This window comes from Caballeronia ptereochthonis (genome assembly GCF_001545075.1).
GTDB lineage: Bacteria > Pseudomonadota > Gammaproteobacteria > Burkholderiales > Burkholderiaceae > Caballeronia > Caballeronia ptereochthonis.
Genome location: NZ_FCOB02000014.1, coordinates 175,212 through 192,303 on the forward strand (window position 1 = coordinate 175,212; position 17,092 = coordinate 192,303).

The 17,092-nt window shown below is 64.7% G+C and carries 17 protein-coding genes; 4 read left to right on the forward strand and 13 right to left on the reverse strand.

Going from position 1 to position 17,092, the window contains the following annotated elements; translation table 11 throughout:
• The first annotated feature begins 17 nt into the window (after positions 1-17).
• Both kdoO and waaA read left to right on the forward strand, forming a co-directional pair.
• Positions 18-902 (forward strand): Kdo hydroxylase KdoO, encoded by an 885-nt coding sequence (kdoO, locus tag AWB83_RS16755; protein ID WP_087046675.1) that lies wholly within the window; start codon positions 18-20, stop codon positions 900-902.
• 32 nt (positions 903-934) lie between these two features.
• A complete protein-coding gene (waaA, locus tag AWB83_RS16760) occupies positions 935-2,278 on the forward strand; it encodes a lipid IV(A) 3-deoxy-D-manno-octulosonic acid transferase (RefSeq protein WP_087046714.1) in 1,344 nt (447 codons plus the stop codon).
• 4 nt (positions 2,279-2,282) lie between these two features.
• Here the strand turns inward: waaA and AWB83_RS16765 are convergent, their stop codons facing one another.
• Positions 2,283-3,557 (reverse strand): glycosyltransferase, encoded by a 1,275-nt coding sequence (locus AWB83_RS16765; RefSeq protein WP_244197769.1) that lies wholly within the window; start codon positions 3,555-3,557, stop codon positions 2,283-2,285.
• Positions 3,558-3,854: 297 nt separating this feature from the next.
• Between AWB83_RS16765 and AWB83_RS16770 the strand changes: the two genes are divergently transcribed.
• On the forward strand, positions 3,855-4,235 hold the full coding sequence (locus AWB83_RS16770; protein WP_143750067.1) for a hypothetical protein: 381 nt from the start codon (positions 3,855-3,857) through the stop codon (positions 4,233-4,235).
• Positions 4,236-4,335: 100 nt separating this feature from the next.
• Entirely contained in the window at positions 4,336-7,344 is a 3,009-nt protein-coding gene (locus AWB83_RS16775; protein WP_087046677.1) for a WD40 repeat domain-containing protein, read from the forward strand.
• Positions 7,345-7,398: 54 nt separating this feature from the next.
• On the opposite strand, the gene ureG is transcribed toward AWB83_RS16775, so the two are convergent.
• The 12 genes from ureG to urtE form a co-directional block, all read right to left on the reverse strand.
• Complete coding sequence (gene ureG, locus AWB83_RS16780; protein WP_087046678.1) at positions 7,399-8,049, reverse strand: urease accessory protein UreG; 651 nt, start codon at positions 8,047-8,049, stop codon at positions 7,399-7,401.
• A gap of 30 nt (positions 8,050-8,079) precedes the next feature.
• Positions 8,080-8,760 (reverse strand): urease accessory protein UreF, encoded by a 681-nt coding sequence (locus AWB83_RS16785; RefSeq protein ID WP_087046716.1) that lies wholly within the window; start codon positions 8,758-8,760, stop codon positions 8,080-8,082.
• Positions 8,747-9,346 (reverse strand): urease accessory protein UreE, encoded by a 600-nt coding sequence (gene ureE / locus AWB83_RS16790; protein WP_087046679.1) that lies wholly within the window; start codon positions 9,344-9,346, stop codon positions 8,747-8,749. Before ureE ends, AWB83_RS16785 begins: the two co-directional genes overlap by 14 nt.
• A 6-nt stretch (positions 9,347-9,352) precedes the next feature.
• On the reverse strand, positions 9,353-11,059 hold the full coding sequence (gene ureC / locus AWB83_RS16795) for an urease subunit alpha (protein WP_087046680.1): 1,707 nt from the start codon (positions 11,057-11,059) through the stop codon (positions 9,353-9,355).
• A gap of 16 nt (positions 11,060-11,075) precedes the next feature.
• The gene (locus AWB83_RS16800; protein ID WP_087046681.1) at positions 11,076-11,381 is read right to left on the reverse strand and encodes an urease subunit beta; all 306 of its coding nucleotides are present in this window, start codon (positions 11,379-11,381) and stop codon (positions 11,076-11,078) included.
• Between the two features lie 14 nt (positions 11,382-11,395).
• Entirely contained in the window at positions 11,396-11,698 is a 303-nt protein-coding gene (gene ureA / locus AWB83_RS16805; protein ID WP_087046682.1) for an urease subunit gamma, read from the reverse strand.
• A gap of 112 nt (positions 11,699-11,810) precedes the next feature.
• Positions 11,811-12,530 carry an amino acid ABC transporter ATP-binding protein gene (locus AWB83_RS16810; RefSeq protein WP_087046683.1) on the reverse strand — a complete coding sequence of 240 codons (720 nt, stop codon included), beginning with the start codon at positions 12,528-12,530 and terminating at the stop codon, positions 11,811-11,813.
• Positions 12,517-13,167 carry an amino acid ABC transporter permease gene (locus AWB83_RS16815; protein ID WP_087046684.1) on the reverse strand — a complete coding sequence of 217 codons (651 nt, stop codon included), beginning with the start codon at positions 13,165-13,167 and terminating at the stop codon, positions 12,517-12,519. Before AWB83_RS16815 ends, AWB83_RS16810 begins: the two co-directional genes overlap by 14 nt.
• A complete protein-coding gene (locus AWB83_RS16820; protein WP_087046685.1) occupies positions 13,164-13,841 on the reverse strand; it encodes an amino acid ABC transporter permease in 678 nt (225 codons plus the stop codon). Before AWB83_RS16820 ends, AWB83_RS16815 begins: the two co-directional genes overlap by 4 nt.
• Before the next feature lie 19 nt (positions 13,842-13,860).
• Positions 13,861-14,649 (reverse strand): transporter substrate-binding domain-containing protein, encoded by a 789-nt coding sequence (locus tag AWB83_RS16825; protein ID WP_087046686.1) that lies wholly within the window; start codon positions 14,647-14,649, stop codon positions 13,861-13,863.
• A gap of 174 nt (positions 14,650-14,823) precedes the next feature.
• The gene (locus AWB83_RS16830) at positions 14,824-15,696 is read right to left on the reverse strand and encodes an urease accessory protein UreD (protein ID WP_087046687.1); all 873 of its coding nucleotides are present in this window, start codon (positions 15,694-15,696) and stop codon (positions 14,824-14,826) included.
• Between the two features lie 55 nt (positions 15,697-15,751).
• The gene (gene urtE, locus AWB83_RS16835) at positions 15,752-16,444 is read right to left on the reverse strand and encodes an urea ABC transporter ATP-binding subunit UrtE (RefSeq protein WP_087046688.1); all 693 of its coding nucleotides are present in this window, start codon (positions 16,442-16,444) and stop codon (positions 15,752-15,754) included.
• Between the last annotated feature and the right edge of the window lie 648 nt (positions 16,445-17,092).

Genomic DNA, 17,092 nt, shown 5'->3' on the forward strand with positions numbered 1-17,092 from the left:
TCGAAGGTCGAAGTCACATGACGGAATCTCAAATCATCGAAGTCGCATCGGTCGACTGGCAGGGAAAGAATCTTTCCGTGCCGCGCGAGACGCTCCTCGCCGGCGTCGAAAACGGCAAGGTGCTGTATTTTCCCAATCTGCGTTTTACGATCGAAGGCGGCGAGCTCTCGCTGCTGGATCCGGCGATCGCGGACCCGAAGCGCAAGAACATCAGCCTCGCGCCCAACGGCGGCGCACTGAACGGCGTGCTCGGCGACAACGTGATGCAGTCGGCCGTGCGCTCGCTCATCAAGCGCTATCAGGACAACGCGCGCTCGCTCGTCGACGGGCTCTTTCCCGAGTACGACGGCAAGCTGCGCGTGGCGCCCACGAGCCTCAGACTGCATCAGGTCGAAACCCGCGAGACCTCCTGGCGCAAGGACGACAGCCGCCTGCACGTCGACGCCTTCCCGTCGCGCCCGAACTACGGCGAGCGCATCCTGCGCGTCTTCACCAACGTGAACCCGAAGGGCGCGCCGCGCGTGTGGCGCGTGGGCGAGCCGTTCGAGGACATGGCGAAGCGCTTCCTTCCCGGCATCAAGGCGCAGATGCCCGGCTCGGCGTGGCTCATGAACCTGCTGCACGTCACCAAGACGCCGCGCTCGGAGTACGACCATCTGATGCTGCATCTGCATGACGCGATGAAGGCCGACCTCGGCTATCAGAAATCGTCGCCGCAGGAAACGATGCCGTTCCCGCCCGGCTCGGTATGGGTCTGCTTCTCCGATCAGACCTCGCACGCCGTCATGTCCGGCCAGTTCATGATGGAGCAGACCTTCTTCCTGCCCGTCAAGGCGATGGCCCGTCCCGAGTGCGCACCGCTCGGCATTCTCGAACGCCTGAAGGGCAGGGCGCTCGTTTGAGCGGCGCGGCTTCCCCGAGCGCATCGGCCGCGGTGCTGAGGCGCGTCTACCGGGCGCTCTGGTGGATCGTCGCGCCGCTCGCGGTGCTGCGGCTCTACATCCGCTCGCGCAAGGAGCGCGGCTATCGCGAGCATATCGGCGAGCGCTTCGGGCGCGTTCCGCCGCGCCGCGCCGACGATTCCGCGCCGCTCATCTGGGTGCACGCGGTATCGGTCGGCGAGACGCGCGCCGCGGAGCCGCTGATCGCCGCGCTGATGAAGGCGCATCCCGAAGCGCGCATCCTGCTTACGCACATGACGCCGAGCGGACGCGCGACGGGCGTCGAACTGTTCGGCGACCGCGTCTTGCGCAGCTATCTTCCCTACGACCTGCCGATTCTCGTGCGGCGTTTCCTGCGCGCGTGGCGGCCGTCGCTCGGCATCGTGATGGAGACCGAAGTCTGGCCGACGCTCATCGACGAATGCAAGCGCGCCGACGTGCCGCTCGTCCTGACCAACGCGCGCATGTCGGAGCGCTCGTACCGGCGCGCGGCCCGCTTCGGGCGTGCGGTGCGCGAAGTGTTCGGCGGCTTTTCGCGCGTGCTCGCGCAGACGCCGTCCGACGCCGAGCGGCTCACCGCGCTCGGTGCGCGCAACGTCGCGGTGCTCGGCAACCTGAAGTTCGACATGGGCGCGCCGCCCGAACTCGTGGCGCGCGGTCAGGCATGGCGCGCGGCGATCGGCGACCGGCCGGCATGGGTCGCCGCGAGCACGCGCGAGGGCGAGGAGACGCTGGTGCTGCGCGCGTTCGCTGCGCTGAACGTGCCCAATGCGCTGTTGATCCTCGTGCCGCGCCATCCGCAGCGTTTCGATGAAGTGTCGGCGCTCATCGCGAGCGCCGGCATGACGAGCGCACGCCGCTCGGTCTGGGCGCCGAAGCCCGTCGCGGCGGGCTCGGGTGCGGACGTGCCGGAGCCCTTGCCGTCGAGCGTGCAGGTCCTGCTCGGCGATTCGATGGGCGAACTCGGCGCGTATTACGCGGCGGCGGATCTGGCGTTCATCGGCGGGAGCCTGTTGCCGCTCGGCGGGCAGAATCTGATCGAAGCGTGCGCGGCGGGCGTGCCGGTGCTGATCGGGCCGCACACCTTCAACTTCACGCAGGCGACCAACGATGCGATCGCCGCCGGCGCCGCGCTGCGCGTGCAGGACCCGCCGGATCTCGCGCGCGGCCTGCGGGAAATCTTCAACGACAAGGCGCGACGTCTCGCGATGAGCGCGGCGGCCTCGGCGTTCGCGGCGCGTCATCGGGGCGCGACCGAGCGCACGGTGAGCGTGCTGAGCGCGCTGCTGGAAGAGGGCGAAACGGCGAAGCACGCCTCCGCCGCCTTGCCCGAGTAGCCGGCTAGGGGTTTTCGACCGCGAGCAGCGCCGCCGCGCAGCGCGCGAAGCGTTCGTTGCTCGCGGCGATGCCGTACTCCTGCGCGCGCTCGAGCGCGCGTTCCTTCATGCGCGTTCTGAGCGATTCGTCGGTGAGCACGCGGCGCAGCGCATCGGCGAGTTGCTCGACCGAGCCCACCGGAAACAGGATGCCGAAGCGGCCGTCGCCGAGAATCTCGCGCGGGCCGGTCGGGCAGTCGCTCGCGACGACGGGCTTGCCGAGCGCGAGCGCTTCGAGCAGCACCATCGGCATGCCTTCATAGCGCGAACTGAGCACTTGCAGCCGCGCGCCCGCCACGAGCGCGTGCGGATTGTTGCGATAACCCGTGAAATGCACGCGCTCCGCAATGCCGAAATCCTTCGCGAGCGCTTCGAGTTCGCCACGAAACGCGCCGTCGCCGACGATCACGAGATGCTCCTCGATCTCCGCGCCGCGCACGAGGTCGGCATACGCGCGCAAGAGCGTGCGATGGTCCTTCTGAATCTCGTCGAGCCGCGCGACCGAAATGATGTACGGCGCGTCGCAGGGCGGTGCTTCCTTCGCCGCGCCGTTGTCGCGGATGCGCTCGATGTCGATCGCATTGGGCAGCACGAAGAGGCGCTTGAGCGCGCCGCCGAACATTTTGCGCGCTTCCTCGGCCATGTGCTCGTTGAGCGCCGCGACGCCGTCGTAGCGCGCGAACTGCGCGGAGAGACGCCGCTTCTTGCGGTTGCGATTGGCGAGGCGCGCATCGAAGCTGAAGTGGTTCACGCCGAGCCACGCGGTGCCGAAGCGGCCCGCGAGGCGGCGCAGCGACATGTCGTAATCGACGATCAGCGCGTGCTTGCGCGCCAGCTCGGCGACGCGGCGCTTCACATAGGGACGCACCGCGAGCGTGTTGAAGACGTCGCGCCCGACGCGGCCGAGCTTGCTCAGGCGACGCGCGTAGCGGCGCGACTGAAAGTAATTGAGCCAGGGCTTGTCGGCGAGGATCTCGATGCCGACGTCCTGCGGAACGAGCGCGCGAAAGCGGTCATGGAACGCGGGGGACGGATGCATGACCGAGAGCGTGACGACGAAGCGCTCGCGGTCGAACACGCGCAGCCACTGGATCAGCGACGATTCGATGCCCCCATCGCCGAAATCGACGATGTGAAAGAGGACGGGGATGCGCTCTCGGGCGGGTTCACGCGGCTGCGACACGGCGGAGCTGTTGCGCGGTCCGCTCGGGTTCGGCCGGGTGGAGAAGGCAGTGGGCACGGTGAGGCGTGGACGGAATTTTCCAAAGACGCAATGCTACCGCAGGTTGGCGGGCGCGGCCGGAAGCGCGTCGCGCATTCCGGGCGTTCGGCACGGTCGCGCGAGCCTGTCGTCGGAAGAATGACCGCCCATGCGCCAGGTACGCATGCGTTGGGACGCGTCGCCACCGATCGCGCCCCGTGCTTTCCTTTCTTGCCGGCAACTGCTTCGATCGCCTATATATTGATTGGCCGAGCACGTCCTCTCGCACGGCACGAACGCGAGCACGACCCGGATAACTCTGATATGGGGTGCGACATGCAGCACAAAGAGGTGCTCTGGTTTGCAGGCGGCGAGCTGGCGATCATGTTGATCATGTCACTGATGATTCTCTCTCTGCGCAAGGCGCCCGTCGTGGACCGCTCACACGACACGCGATTGCTCTATTTTGCCGCCGTCATCCTCACGGCGCTGGGCCTGATCTTCATGTTCAGCATGGCGATGTATTTCTGGGAAGGGGCGTCCGAAAACCAGACGCCGGGTCCCGGTCAGGACATATTCCGGCAATGCTCGCAGGTAATCCCGCCCATCGTCACCCTGGTGCTCGGCTATTTTTTTGGACGTCAGGAGTCCAGCGAACACAAGAGGAGAGCCGATGGAGGCGGCGGCCCGCCTCAGGCCGGACCGGAATCCGACTAAGGCTTTCATTCTGATTCCGCGTGCCCGGGCTGCTCTGCTTGCCCGGGACGCTCGAATTCGCGCCTGCCCGAAGCAAAGCGCCTTCGACCCGAGGTGAGGAATGTACGATCCGCACAGCGCTCATCGCGTCATTCTGACCGTGCATGGCATCCGAACCTACGGGAAGTGGTCCGACAGACTGAGGATGCTCATTCATGCGCGCGATCCTCGGTTGCCCGTCGAGAACTATTCGTACGGGTTCTTTTCGACGTTCGCGCTGTTGCTGCCGCCGTTCAGATGGTTTGCGGTATGGCGCTTCGCGAAAGAGCTTCGTAGCCTGGCCGGCCGATATCGTCATGCCCAGTTCGACATCGTTGCTCATAGTTTCGGGACCTTCATCGTAGGCAAGACGCTCAAGCGGACCGCTTCAGCGGATTTGCCGCGAATCGGCACGGTGATCTTTGCCGGGAGCGTGCTCAGGCAGACGTTTCCGTGGCGAAAGATCTTCGAGAAGAAGGCGGTGAAACGCGTCGTCAACGAGTGCGGCGTGGACGATCACGTTCTCATCATCAGCCAGCTCTTTGTCCTTTTCACGGGCATGGCCGGGCGTGTCGGCTTTCACGGGTTTCAGGGCAACACCCTGCGCAATCGATATTTCAGCGGCGGGCACAGCCTTTACTTCACCGACGAGTTCATGTCGGAGCGATGGATACCATTGCTGGTGGACGAGGCGGCTGCGTCCCCCGTCGACGAGCGAAGAGAACTTTCGGCCTTGTCGGCAGCGGCGATGTGGCTCGTTCAGAATTTCGAGCCCTTGAAGATCGCGTTATACATCGGCGCTCCATGCTGGCTGATGATCTGGCAAGTCGATACGTGGAACAAGGCCTATGCCCAGGAAGTCGCCACGCGCGCGGCGGCGCTCGTCGGTCCGGCGAAGGCGTCGACACTCGACGGGCTTGCCCTGGCGATCGAATCCGTCGCAACGAAGCCGACGAAGCTGGGCCTGGAGACGCTGGAACGCGCGACCGCCATGCTGCCCGACGAAGCCTATAGCGTCCGCTTGCAGGCGAACAGGACGTCATCCGGGGCGGCGCACGCCACCGACTATGACGCATCCCAGGGCATCGGTCCGATATTGATCGGGGCTCGTGGCAACACGGGTCTGGTGGGAACCGACAAGGGCGCAATCGTCGCGTTCGACACGAAGAACTGGAGCGTCCTCAGGGCCATCTCGCTCGGAGACGATCCGATCGACGTGATCGCTCTCGATGACAGCGGCCAACATGCGTTCGCGTCGGATCAGGAGGGCGCGATCGCGCTCTGGAATCCGGCGAATCAGAGCGCCCCCGTCCGCATCGCGGGGCGGGGTCGTATTTTCGCGGCTGGATTCTCCGGTGACGGAAAATCGCTCTGTCTGCTTTCCGAGCCTGAAGAAGGCGGCGCGGAGATGCGTGAGCTGGACGCCGTGTCCGGCGTGCAGCGAAGCGCGACGGCGCTGGAGCCCGCGCGCGTCACGGCAGCCGCAGTGAGTCCGGATGGCACACTGGCCGCGACGGCCACCAATCGCGCGTCCGAGCTGACCGACGACGTCATGACGCCGCCCAACGCGATCCGCTTGTGGAACACCCGAAACGGAAAGCTGATTCACTCCTTCATTTCGAGCGGAGAAGTCACCTCCGTCTCGCTGAGCCCTGACAATCTGTTTCTGGCCGCGGGCGATGTCTTCGGGGTCACGCAGGTGTGGTCCCTCAACGACCCGTCTCCGATCTTCCAGTCCAGGCAAGCCGTGCCGATCGCCTTCGTTCAGTTCAGCCGGTTCGACAGTCCGATGACCATGCCCGCCGAGCTCTCGATCAAGGACTGGATGGAGGATCAAACCATCGAGACGGCGCTCGAAAGAGGCATCGCATTATATCCGCAGATCATGCTGGCGTCCGCGGGAAAGGATGGAACGGTCTCGATCATCAATCTGGTGACGAGAAAGGAGACGGGTCTGGTCTTGCAACGCGAACATGTCAGAAGCGTCTCTTTCTCGAAAGGCGACGATCTGCTCTTCATCGGGAACGGCAGCGGCATCAACGCATGGAGGACGTCTGCGTTTGCCAATGCCGAAGTGGTGCTGAACAGTCCCATCGAAGCCATCTCGATCGGTCCGCAGTCGAACACCATTCTCGCCCTGGGATCGAACGCGCTCTATCGCGCCTGGAATCGAAACACCGGTCGTCAGGTGGTCCAGGAAACCCTGTATCAACCCGGCTGGCGAAACGCGCCGGAGCTCGAAAACAGCGCGATTGCCGTGACGCCGAAGGCCATTACATTTCTCGGCAGCCTGGCCAGCATCGCTCCGGCAATGGTGAGCCGGTGGGATGGAGTGACCGGCACTCCACTCCCGCCCGTGCGCGTCGCTGCGCTGGTCACGCGTGTGACCGTCTCGCAGGACGGGCAGCGCATGGCGGTCGCCTCCGATGACGGACTGATTCATCTCTACCCGGTTCTGCCGGACCCGGACGACCCGCCGGTCACCGTTTCCACGACGTCCAGCCCGACCGCCATGTCCCTCTCCGAAGATGCGCGCTGGTTGATCGCCGGAAATGCCTCGGGACGAGTGGATGTCTGGGATACGGCGACGCTTGCCCACCGCGCCTTTCAAGGCCAGGGCAAGATCGTGGAGGTGGCGGCCAGTGTCGAAAGCGGCCGCTTCGTCTTTGCGGACGAACAAGGGCGCGTGGTATCGATCGACGCAAGCTCCGGCGAAGCTTCCACCATCGTGGCGGACAACGTGCCGGTCGGCTCGCTCGCGTTCTGGGGAAAAAACCTGCTCGCCGTTTCCAAGAAGACCCTGAAAGTATTTGATCTGTCCTCGCGTGGCGTGCTCGCGGAACGCGAAGTCGAAGGGCCGGTCAGGAACGTCGTGTTCGGCCATGACGGCTACGATATTTACTACACCGTTGGCAACAAGGTCCAGCAATGGCGCTGGGACCGCCAGGCCCTTCTGCGTGTCGCCTGCGTGCGCGCAGGAAGATCGCTCGACAACGATTTTCGCGAGCGCTTCGGGCTGCGCTCGCATGCGGAGAACTGGTTGCTTCTCGCCCTCACCGGCAACCGTTTGAAGGGCTGTGAAAGTTCCTGAGAGCGTTCCTTCGACGCTTCGTTGCCGGATGTCACGACACCCGAACGGCGCGCGTCAGACCGCCAGCAAGCCCTTCTTCTCGATGAACGAAATCACCTGATCCAGCCCCTCCAGCGCTTTCAGATTGCACATCACGAACGGCCGCTCGCCGCGCATCTTCTTCGCGTCGCTCGCCATGACATCGAGATTCGCGCCGACGTATGGCGCGAGGTCCGTCTTGTTGATCACGAGCAGGTCCGACTTCGTGATGCCGGGTCCGCCCTTGCGCGGAATCTTTTCGCCGCCCGCGACATCGATCACGTAGATCGTCAGATCGGACAGCTCCGGGCTGAACGTGGCCGCGAGGTTATCGCCGCCCGATTCGATGAACACGATGTCCGCGTCCGGAAACTTCGACACCATGCGATCGACGGCTTCGAGATTGATCGACGCATCTTCGCGGATCGCCGTATGCGGGCAGCCGCCCGTCTCGACGCCCATGATGCGCTCGGCGGGCAGCGCGCCCGCAACGGTCAGGAGCCGCTGATCTTCCTTCGTGTAGATGTCATTGGTGATGGCGACGAGATCGTACTTCTCGCGCATCGCCTTGCAGAGCATTTCGAGCAGCGTGGTCTTGCCGGAGCCGACCGGCCCACCCACGCCGACGCGCAAAGGCGGCAGTTTCTTGGTTCGGCGAGCGGCGGCGGAATAAGCGGGAGCGTTCATGCGATTGTCGATGCGAGATGCGGATTCGAGTTAAGAGCGAAAGAGCCGCGAATATTGCGACTCGTGACGCGCCGACAGAATGCCGAGCTGCGGCGCGAAGGTGTGGACGTGTTCGGGCGACGTATCGAGCGCGCGACGCACGGCGGCATCGATCGGCTCGCGCAACGCGACGATGATGCGCTGTCCGGCGAGCTGACCGAGCGGCACGGCCTTGAGCGCGGCGGCCGCCTGATTCTCGACCCAGCTGAATGCGTAGGCCGCGAGCGCCGCTTCAGGCGCGGCCTCGTGCGCGAACGCGGCGAAGGCGAAGGCCGTCGGCTGCGCGACGGGTTTGATCGTGGCGAGCGTCGCGCGGCGTGCCTCGTCGCCCCATTCGAGCGATGCGCAAAGCTGCGTGAGCGACCAGCCCATCTGCTCGGTTTCGCGCCTCAGCTCGGCGGATTCACGGCTGGCGATGTATTCGTCATTGGCGGCTTTCAAAGCGGCTTCGTCGTGCGAACGCCAATGCTCCATCTGATGCGCGAGCAAGGGCAATTCGCCGCGCGCGAGCACGTTCATCAGGCCGCTTGAGATCCAGTCGCGCGCGCTGTCGCCGTCGTGAATCAGGCCGTGCTCAATCGCGGCTTCCAGGCCTTGCGAATAGCTGAACGCGCCGATCGGCAGCGCCGGCGACGCGAGATGCAGGAGCGCCGTGAGCTCAGCGATGCGCATGGCCGTGGTGATGATGACCGTGGTCATGATCGTGACCGCATGACGAGTGATCGTGGTCATGCGAATGGTCATGACCATGATGCTCGTCGAAAACCTTCTGCGCGAGCGCATAGTCTTCGCTGAAGGTTTCGTCGTGACCGTGCCTGTGGCCGCCGCCATACGCGCCGGTCTCCGGCTGAAACGGCTGCGATTCGCGCGCGACGACAACGCCCAAGCGCTTCAGCATGTCTTCGAGCACCGGATCGGCCTCGAGCTTCAGGTAATCCGCGCCGACTTCGACCGGCGTATGGCGGTTGCCGAGGTGATACGCGGCGCGCGTGAGCATGCGCACGCTCGGCGCGCGCACGATGAGCACATCTTCCTCTGCCGCGACGACGCGCACGAAGCCGCCATCATCCGCGACGAGCATGTCGCCGTCCGCGAGCACGGTGCCGCGCGGCATCACGAGGGCGACTTCCTCGCCGTTGTCGAGCGTGGCGGCCAGCCGGCTCTTGCAGCGCGCGTCGAAAGCGAGCGTGAGCGTGGGGGCGCGCTTGACGAGCACGGGTGCGAGTTTTGCGCTCAGACGTTTGTCGATGGTACGCATGAAGATTCAGAACAGGAAATAGCGTTGCGCCATCGGCAGCACGGTGGCGGGATCGCAGGTGAGCAATTGCCCATCGGCGATCACCTGGTAGGTCTGCGGATCGACGCTGATGGATGGCTGCCATGCATTGTGAATCATGTCGGCCTTCGTCACATTGCGGCAGTTCTTCACCGCGACGACCTGCTTCTTCAACTCGTAGCGATCCGCGATGCGCGATTCCGCCGCCAGCTGCGACACGAACGTCAGCGACGTCTTGCCGAGCGCGCCGCCGCGCGTCGCGAACATCTCGCGGTAATGCACCGGCTGCGGCGTCGGAATCGACGCGTTCGGGTCGCCCATCTGCGCGACCGCGATCATGCCGCCCTTGACGATCAACGCGGGCTTCACCCCGAAGAACGCCGGCTCCCAGAACACGAGATCGGCCCACTTGCCCGGCTCGATCGAGCCGACCTCATGCGCGATGCCGTGCGTGATCGCGGGGTTGATCGTGTACTTCGCGACGTAACGCTTCGCGCGGAAGTTGTCGTTACGCGCGCCGTCTTCCGGCAATGCGCCGCGCTGCACCTTCATCTTGTGCGCCGTCTGCCAGGTGCGGATGATGACTTCGCCGACGCGGCCCATCGCCTGCGAATCGGACGAGAGCATCGAGAGGGCGCCGAGATCGTGCAGGATGTCCTCGGCCGCGATGGTCTCGCGGCGAATGCGCGACTCCGCGAACGCAATGTCCTCCGCAATCGACGGATCGAGGTGATGGCACACCATCAGCATGTCGAGATGTTCGTCGAGCGTGTTGACCGTGTAGGGGCGCGTCGGATTGGTGGAAGAGGGCAGCACGTTCGATTCGCCCGCCACCTTGATGATGTCCGGCGCATGCCCGCCGCCCGCGCCTTCGGTGTGATACGTGTGGATCGTGCGGCCCTTGAACGCGGCGATGGTGGTCTCGACGAAGCCCGCTTCGTTCAGCGTATCCGTGTGGATGGCGACTTGCGTGTCGGTATCGTCGGCGACCGAGAGGCAGTTGTCGATCGCGGCGGGCGTCGTGCCCCAGTCCTCGTGCAGCTTGAGCCCGATCGCGCCGGCCTTCACCTGTTCGACGAGCGGCTCCGGCAGGCTCGCGTTGCCCTTGCCGAGAAAGCCCAGGTTGATCGGCCAGCCATCGGCGGCCTGCAGCATGCGCTCGATGTGCCACGGGCCCGGCGTGCAAGTGGTTGCGTTGGTGCCGGTCGCGGGGCCCGTGCCGCCGCCGAGCATCGTCGTCACGCCGCTTGCGAGCGCCTCGTCGATCTGCTGCGGGCTGATGAAGTGGATGTGCGTATCGACGCCGCCCGCCGTGACGATCATGCCTTCACCCGCGATCACTTCGGTCGCCGCGCCGATCGCAATCGTCACGTTCGGCTGGATGTCCGGATTGCCTGCCTTGCCGATCGCGAAGATGCGTCCGCTCTTGATGCCGATGTCGGCCTTCACGATGCCCCAGTGATCGAGGATCAGCGCGTTGGTCACGACGGTATCGACCACTTCGGCCGCGGGGCGTTGCGACTGGCCCATGCCGTCGCGAATCACCTTGCCGCCGCCGAATTTCACTTCTTCGCCGTAGGTGGTGAAGTCGCGCTCGACCTCGATGATGAGATCGGTGTCGGCGAGGCGCACGCGGTCGCCGGTGGTCGGGCCGAACATTTCCGCATAAGCGCGGCGGCCGATGCGTAGCGTCATGTTGTTGATGTCCTGTTCAGAGTGGGCCCATTACGAGGCCATTGAAGCCATAGACATGCCGATCGCCGGCGAGCGCGACGAGCTCGACCGTACGTTCCTGTCCCGGCTCGAAGCGCACGGCGGTGCCGGCCGCGATGTTCAGGCGAAAGCCGCGCGCCTTCTCGCGCTCGAACCTGAGCGCCGCGTTGACTTCGTAGAAGTGGAAATGCGAGCCGATCTGGACCGGCCGGTCGCCGTGATTCGCGACGACGACCGTCACGGTCTCGCGGCCCGCGTTGAGCTCGTGCTCGCCATCGTCGATGAAATATTCGCCGGGGATCATCAGCGTCGCTCTTCTCAAGGAATGGGATGGTGGACGGTCACGAGCTTCGTGCCGTCGGGGAAGGTCGCTTCGATCTGGATGTCGGGGATCATCTCGGGCACGCCTTCCATTACGTCGTCGCGGGTGAGAAGCGTGGTGCCGTAGTGCATGACCTCGGCGACGGTCCTGCCGTCGCGCGCCGCTTCCATCAGCGCGGCCGAAATGAACGCGACGGCTTCCGGATAATTGAGCTTCAGGCCGCGCGCGCGGCGGCGTTCGGCGAGCAACGCTGCGGTGAAGATCAGCAGCTTGTCCTTTTCACGGGGCGTGAGTTTCATGGGCTCTTTCTTTCTGGAGCAGGGCAAATGGGCCTTGCAATCCTAGCATCGGATGTCATGCGGTTCAGGGCCTTTTTTGAAGGCTTTCCATGAGCTTGCAGTGCCGTCGCGTTCACTGGATGAAGCGCTGCAACTCCACGGTCGAGGGCCGCTCGAAGATCTCCTCCGGCGCGCCCGCTTCCCACACCCGTCCCTGATGCATGAACACGACCTGGTCGCTCACCTTGCGCGCGAAGCGCATCTCGTGCGTGACCATGATGAGCGTCATGCCGTCGCGCGCGAGGTCTTCGACGACCGCAAGCACTTCGCCGACGAGTTCGGGATCGAGCGCCGAGGTGATCTCGTCGCACAGCAGCACGGTGGGCTTCATCGCCAGCGCGCGGGCGATCGCGACGCGCTGTTGCTGTCCGCCGGAAAGCTGATCGGGATACGCGTCGAACTTGTCGCCGAGACCCACGCGTTCGAGCACCGAATGCGCGCTCGCGCGCGCCTTCGCCTTGTGGATTTTCCTGACGACCGTCTGCGCGAGCATCACGTTCTGTCCCGCGGTGAGATGCGGAAAGAGGTTGTATTGCTGAAACACCATGCCGACTTTCAGGCGCAGCGCGCGCAAGTCGGCATGACGCGCATCGATGTGCTCGCCGTCGATTTCGATCGAGCCTTCGTCGATGCTTTCCAGCCCGTTCAACGTGCGCAGCAGCGTGCTCTTGCCCGAGCCGCTTCGCCCGATGATCGACACGACCTGTCCGCGCTCGACGGAAAAGTCGATTCCCTTCAGCACCTGATTCGCGCCGAACTGCTTCTGGAGATTGCGGGTTTCAACGAGCGGCATTCCATTTCCTTTCGAGCGTGCGTGCGTAGCGCGTGAGCGGATAGCACAGCACGAAGTAGATCACGGCGACGAGCCCATACACGAGGAACGGCCGGAAAGTTGCATTCGAAATCATCGTGCCGGCCTTGGTGAGCTCGGTGAAGCCGATGATCGAGACCAGCGCCGTGTCCTTCACCGCCTGCACGGCGAAGCCGACCGTCGGGCCGACCGCGATGCGCGTCGCCTGCGGCAGGATCACGTGGCGAAGCTGCTCGAAGTAGCTCATCGCGAGGCTGGACGACGCTTCCCATTGTCCCTGGGGCACCGCTTCGACCGCGCCGCGCCAGATCTCCGCTAGATAGGCGCTCGTGAAAAGCGTGAGGCCGACCGTGGCCGCGAGCCACGGCGACACGTCGATGCCGAGCAAGGGCAAGCCGAAGAACACGAGGAACAGCTGCATCAGAAGCGGCGTGCCCTGAAAGACCTGGATATAGCCTTTGACGAGCGTGCGCAGCGCTTGCGATTTGGACACGCGCATCACGAGCAGCGCGAAGCCGACGATGCCGCCCAGCACGAACGACACGATCGACAGCACGATGGTCCAGCGCGCGGCGAGCAGCAGGTTCTCGACGATCTGCGCCAAGGTGAATTCGATCATCGCGCGGCGCTCCGGTTGCCGGACAGAAAGCGCTTGCCGGCTGCGTTCAGGACTGCGCGCAGGATGAGCGCCATCACGAGATACGCGGCCGTGATGAAGAAGCACGTCTCGAACGCGCGGAAGTTGCGCGATTGGATGTAGCTCGCCGCGTAGGTGAGGTCGGGCACCGAGATCTGCGACACGACGGCGGAGCCGAGCATCGTGATGACGATCTGGCTCGTCAGCGCGGGAAACACCTTCTCGAGCGCCTGCGGCAGCACGACATGGCGGAACGTCTCGCCGCGCGACATCGCAAGCGAGGCCGCCGCTTCGTGATGCCCCTGCGGCACGGCCGCGACACCCGCGCGGATGATCTCGATCGAATACGCGCCGAGGTTGAGCGTCATCGCGAGAATCGCCGCGACGTACTCGCTCAGATGGATGCCGAGCGCGGGCAGGCCGAAGAACACGAAGAACAGCTGCACGATGAACGGCGTGTTGCGGATCGTTTCGACATAGCCGCCGGCGAGCGCGCCGAGCCATGCGTGCCGGCTGTCGCGCGCGGCGGCGCCGAGCACGCCGAGCGACACGCCCAGCGCCGTCGAGACGGCGGTCAGCGCAAGCGTCGTCGCCGCGCCGCTCGCGAACATGCCGGCGTATTGCGCGAGGTCGGCGAATTGAAGTTCATAGGCCATACGATGCGGCGCTCATCGATCAGAGGCTTGCCGGCAGCGGCTGGCCGAACCACTTCTTCGACATCGTGTCGAGCGTGCCGTCCTTCTTCGCCTGAGCGATGGCGTCGTCGACCTTGGCCATCAGGCGCGGCTCGTTCTTGTTCATGCCGACGTAGCATGGCGAGTCCTTGATGATGAACTTCGCTTCAGGCCGGCGCGGCGGATTCTTCGCGAGGATCGCGGCCGCGACGATGTTGCCCGCGGCGATCAGCTGCACCTGGCCCGACAGGAATGCGGAGATGGTCGCGTTGTTGTCCTCGAAGCGCTTGATGGTCGCGTTCGGCGCCATCTGCGACAGCGCGATCTCCTCCAGCGCGCCGCGCGTCGCGCCGACGGTCTTGCCGGTGAGATCGGCGGGGCCGCTCACCTTGAGGTCGGCGGGGCCGAACACGCCCTGGAAGTAGGGCGCGTAAGCGGTCGAGAAGTCGAGCACCTTTGCGCGCTCGGGCGTCTTGCCGAGCGACGAGATCACGAGATCGACCTTGTTGGTCGTGAGATAGGGAATGCGGTTCGCGCTGTTGACCGGCACGAGTTCGAGCCTGACGTTCATCGACTTCGCGAGCAGCGCCGCCATGTCGACGTCGTAGCCTTGCGGCTTCATGTCCGCGCCGACCGAGCCGAAGGGCGGATAGTCTTCGGGCACGGCCACGCGCAGCGTGCCGCTCTTCGCGATGGTGTCGAGGGCGTCGGCATGCGCCGCGAAGGGAGTGAAAGCGAGAAGAAGCGCGACGAATGCCGTGCGTCGCGTACGGGAGAACCTGGTGAGCATCGATGATCCTTCGGTCTTGAACGGCCGCGTTGGAGGGCGCGGTTCTTGGGCCGAGGATTAAAGCGAGAGTCGTGCCATCGATTCCTTGCCCTTGCTACGTCGGGGTTCGGGCATTCGGCGCGTGAGGGCGCGCACAACGACAGGGCGCACGCATGCGCTGCCGTGGTGCGTGTTTCAGGTGGTCCAGAGCCTCAACGGCCGCGCATCGACGCCATGCACGATGGGACGAAGGCGCGTCCAGCATTCGGTGAGCGCGCGTTGCAGCGGCTCCATCGAACGGCTGATCGCGCGCACGATCAGCACGCCCTGCGCGACGCACGATGCCGCCGAGCGCAATTCGCCGTCGAAAGGCAGTTGCGCCGTGAGGGCTTCGGCGAGCGTATCGTCGCAGGCGGGGCCGACGGCCCATAGCGTGCCGTATGCGGGAAAGCCTGCGAGCCCTTGCGCGCTCTCGCGCAGCGGATCGCTCGCGTCGAGCAGGGTGCGCTCGAACCAGAGCGTCTTGCCGTCGCGGTGCGCGATACGCGATACCGCCTTGATATGACCTTGCGTCCACTTCTCGCCGGCGGCGGCACGGCCGAGCAGCATCGCGTCCCAGCCGATTGCGCTGGCGCTTTCATCGAGCGTGAGATTCATTTCGAGCTCGATGTTCGACGATTCGAACACGATGTTGTTTTGCGGAAGCCAGTCGAGCTTTGCATCGGCCGCGAGATCGATATCGATGCGCTGCGTCGCGAGCTTGCCGTTGGCCTTGTACCACTTGGTCGCGCCGGGCGTCGCGATGACGGCGTGCGCGTGCTCTTGCAGGCGAACGTCGATGGATAGTCGATCGCCGCCCGCGACGCCGCCTGGCGGATGCACGATCACCGCATGACAGATGTCCCCTTCGGGATACAGCGGGCGTTGCAGGCGCAGCGGCCCTTCGTGCTTGCGATGCGCGAACGCGGTGCGGCCGTGCTGGCGTGCGAAGCCGAGTTCGAGCCTGCCGCGCCAGGTGTCGGCGTCGGTGTGCGCGGCGGCGAGCGTCGCGTGCGATTCGTGATGCATGAGCGATGCGGTTGCGATGCGAAGTGGAGGTGAGCCGTCATCTTACGGCGAAACGTCAGACGGCGATCAACTCCCGCACGCCGTGCGCGTCCATTTCCGAGCCTGCGCCGCCCGCGACGATCTCGCCGCGGCTCATGACCCAGTAGCGGTCCGCGAGCTCGCGCGCGAAGTCGTAGTACTGTTCGACGAGCAGCACCGTCATGCCCATTTCATCGACGAGCTGGCGCAGCGTGCGGCCGATGTCGCGAATGATCGATGGCTGGATGCCTTCGGTCGGCTCGTCGAGGATCAGCAACTGAGGCTCGCTCATCAGCGCGCGGCCGATCGCCAGTTGCTGTTGCTGGCCGCCGGAGAGATCGCCGCCGCGGCGATGCTTCATGTCGCGCAGCACCGGGAAAAGATCGTAGATGCGATCGGGAATCTTCGAAGGCGCCTTGCGGCTTGCAGCGCCGACCATCAGGTTTTCTTCGACGGTGAGACGCCCGAAGATGTCGCGACCTTGCGGCACATAGGCGAGGCCGCTCGCGACGCGTGCATGGGTCGGCATCGAGGAAATCTTCGTGCCGCGCCAGGTGATCGTGCCGCTTTTGGTCGGCACGACGCCCATCAGGCAGCGTAGTAGTGTCGTCTTGCCGACGCCGTTGCGGCCTAGCAGCACGGTGAGGGTGCCGTCGGGGACGGTCATCTTCACATCGCGGAGGATGTGGCTGCCGCCATAGTATTGGTTCAGGGATTCGACTTCTAGCATCGGGATGGGGTCGGTTTTGTTGGATGGGTTTTGTTCGCTTGCTTGCGTTTTTTCGTGAAATCCTGATTTCTTAGTGGTCTATTGGTGTTGCCCCTGTGCGGGGCGGCAGTCACTTTCTTTGCTGCTGCAAAGAAAGCAACCAAAGAAAGCAGCTCTGGCCCGGAGTGCTTGAGGCGGGCGCGTCGTCATGGTTCGGCGTGGCCCAGCCCCCAAGTGTCGCCCTCGAAGGACTCACGCGCCGTGGCTCGCGCACGGTCTGCCACCTCGTATTGCATGACGGACTGGTTCAGCATCCAAGAGCACCGGCCCGCTGCGCGGCCGAAGGAGAAATCGGGTGTGCGCCCGCTTCTTTACTAACGCTTCCATCTCTCCGCTTCTGCCTAACGGCGGTTTCCCTTGCAGATCCTGCGGCAGCGCGTAGCGCTGTGCCGGAACGCTTTCGTGCTGAACCAGCCACCTAAACGGACTAGCTCGGCAGACCGTGCGCGAGCCACGGCGCGTGAGTCCTTTGAGGACGACACTTAGGGGCTGGGCCACTCCGAACGATGACGACGAGTCTGCCTGGGCCAAAAAGCTGCTTTCTTTGGTTACTTTCTTTGCAGCAGCAAAGAAAGTGACTGCCGCCCCGCACAGGGGCAACGCTAATAG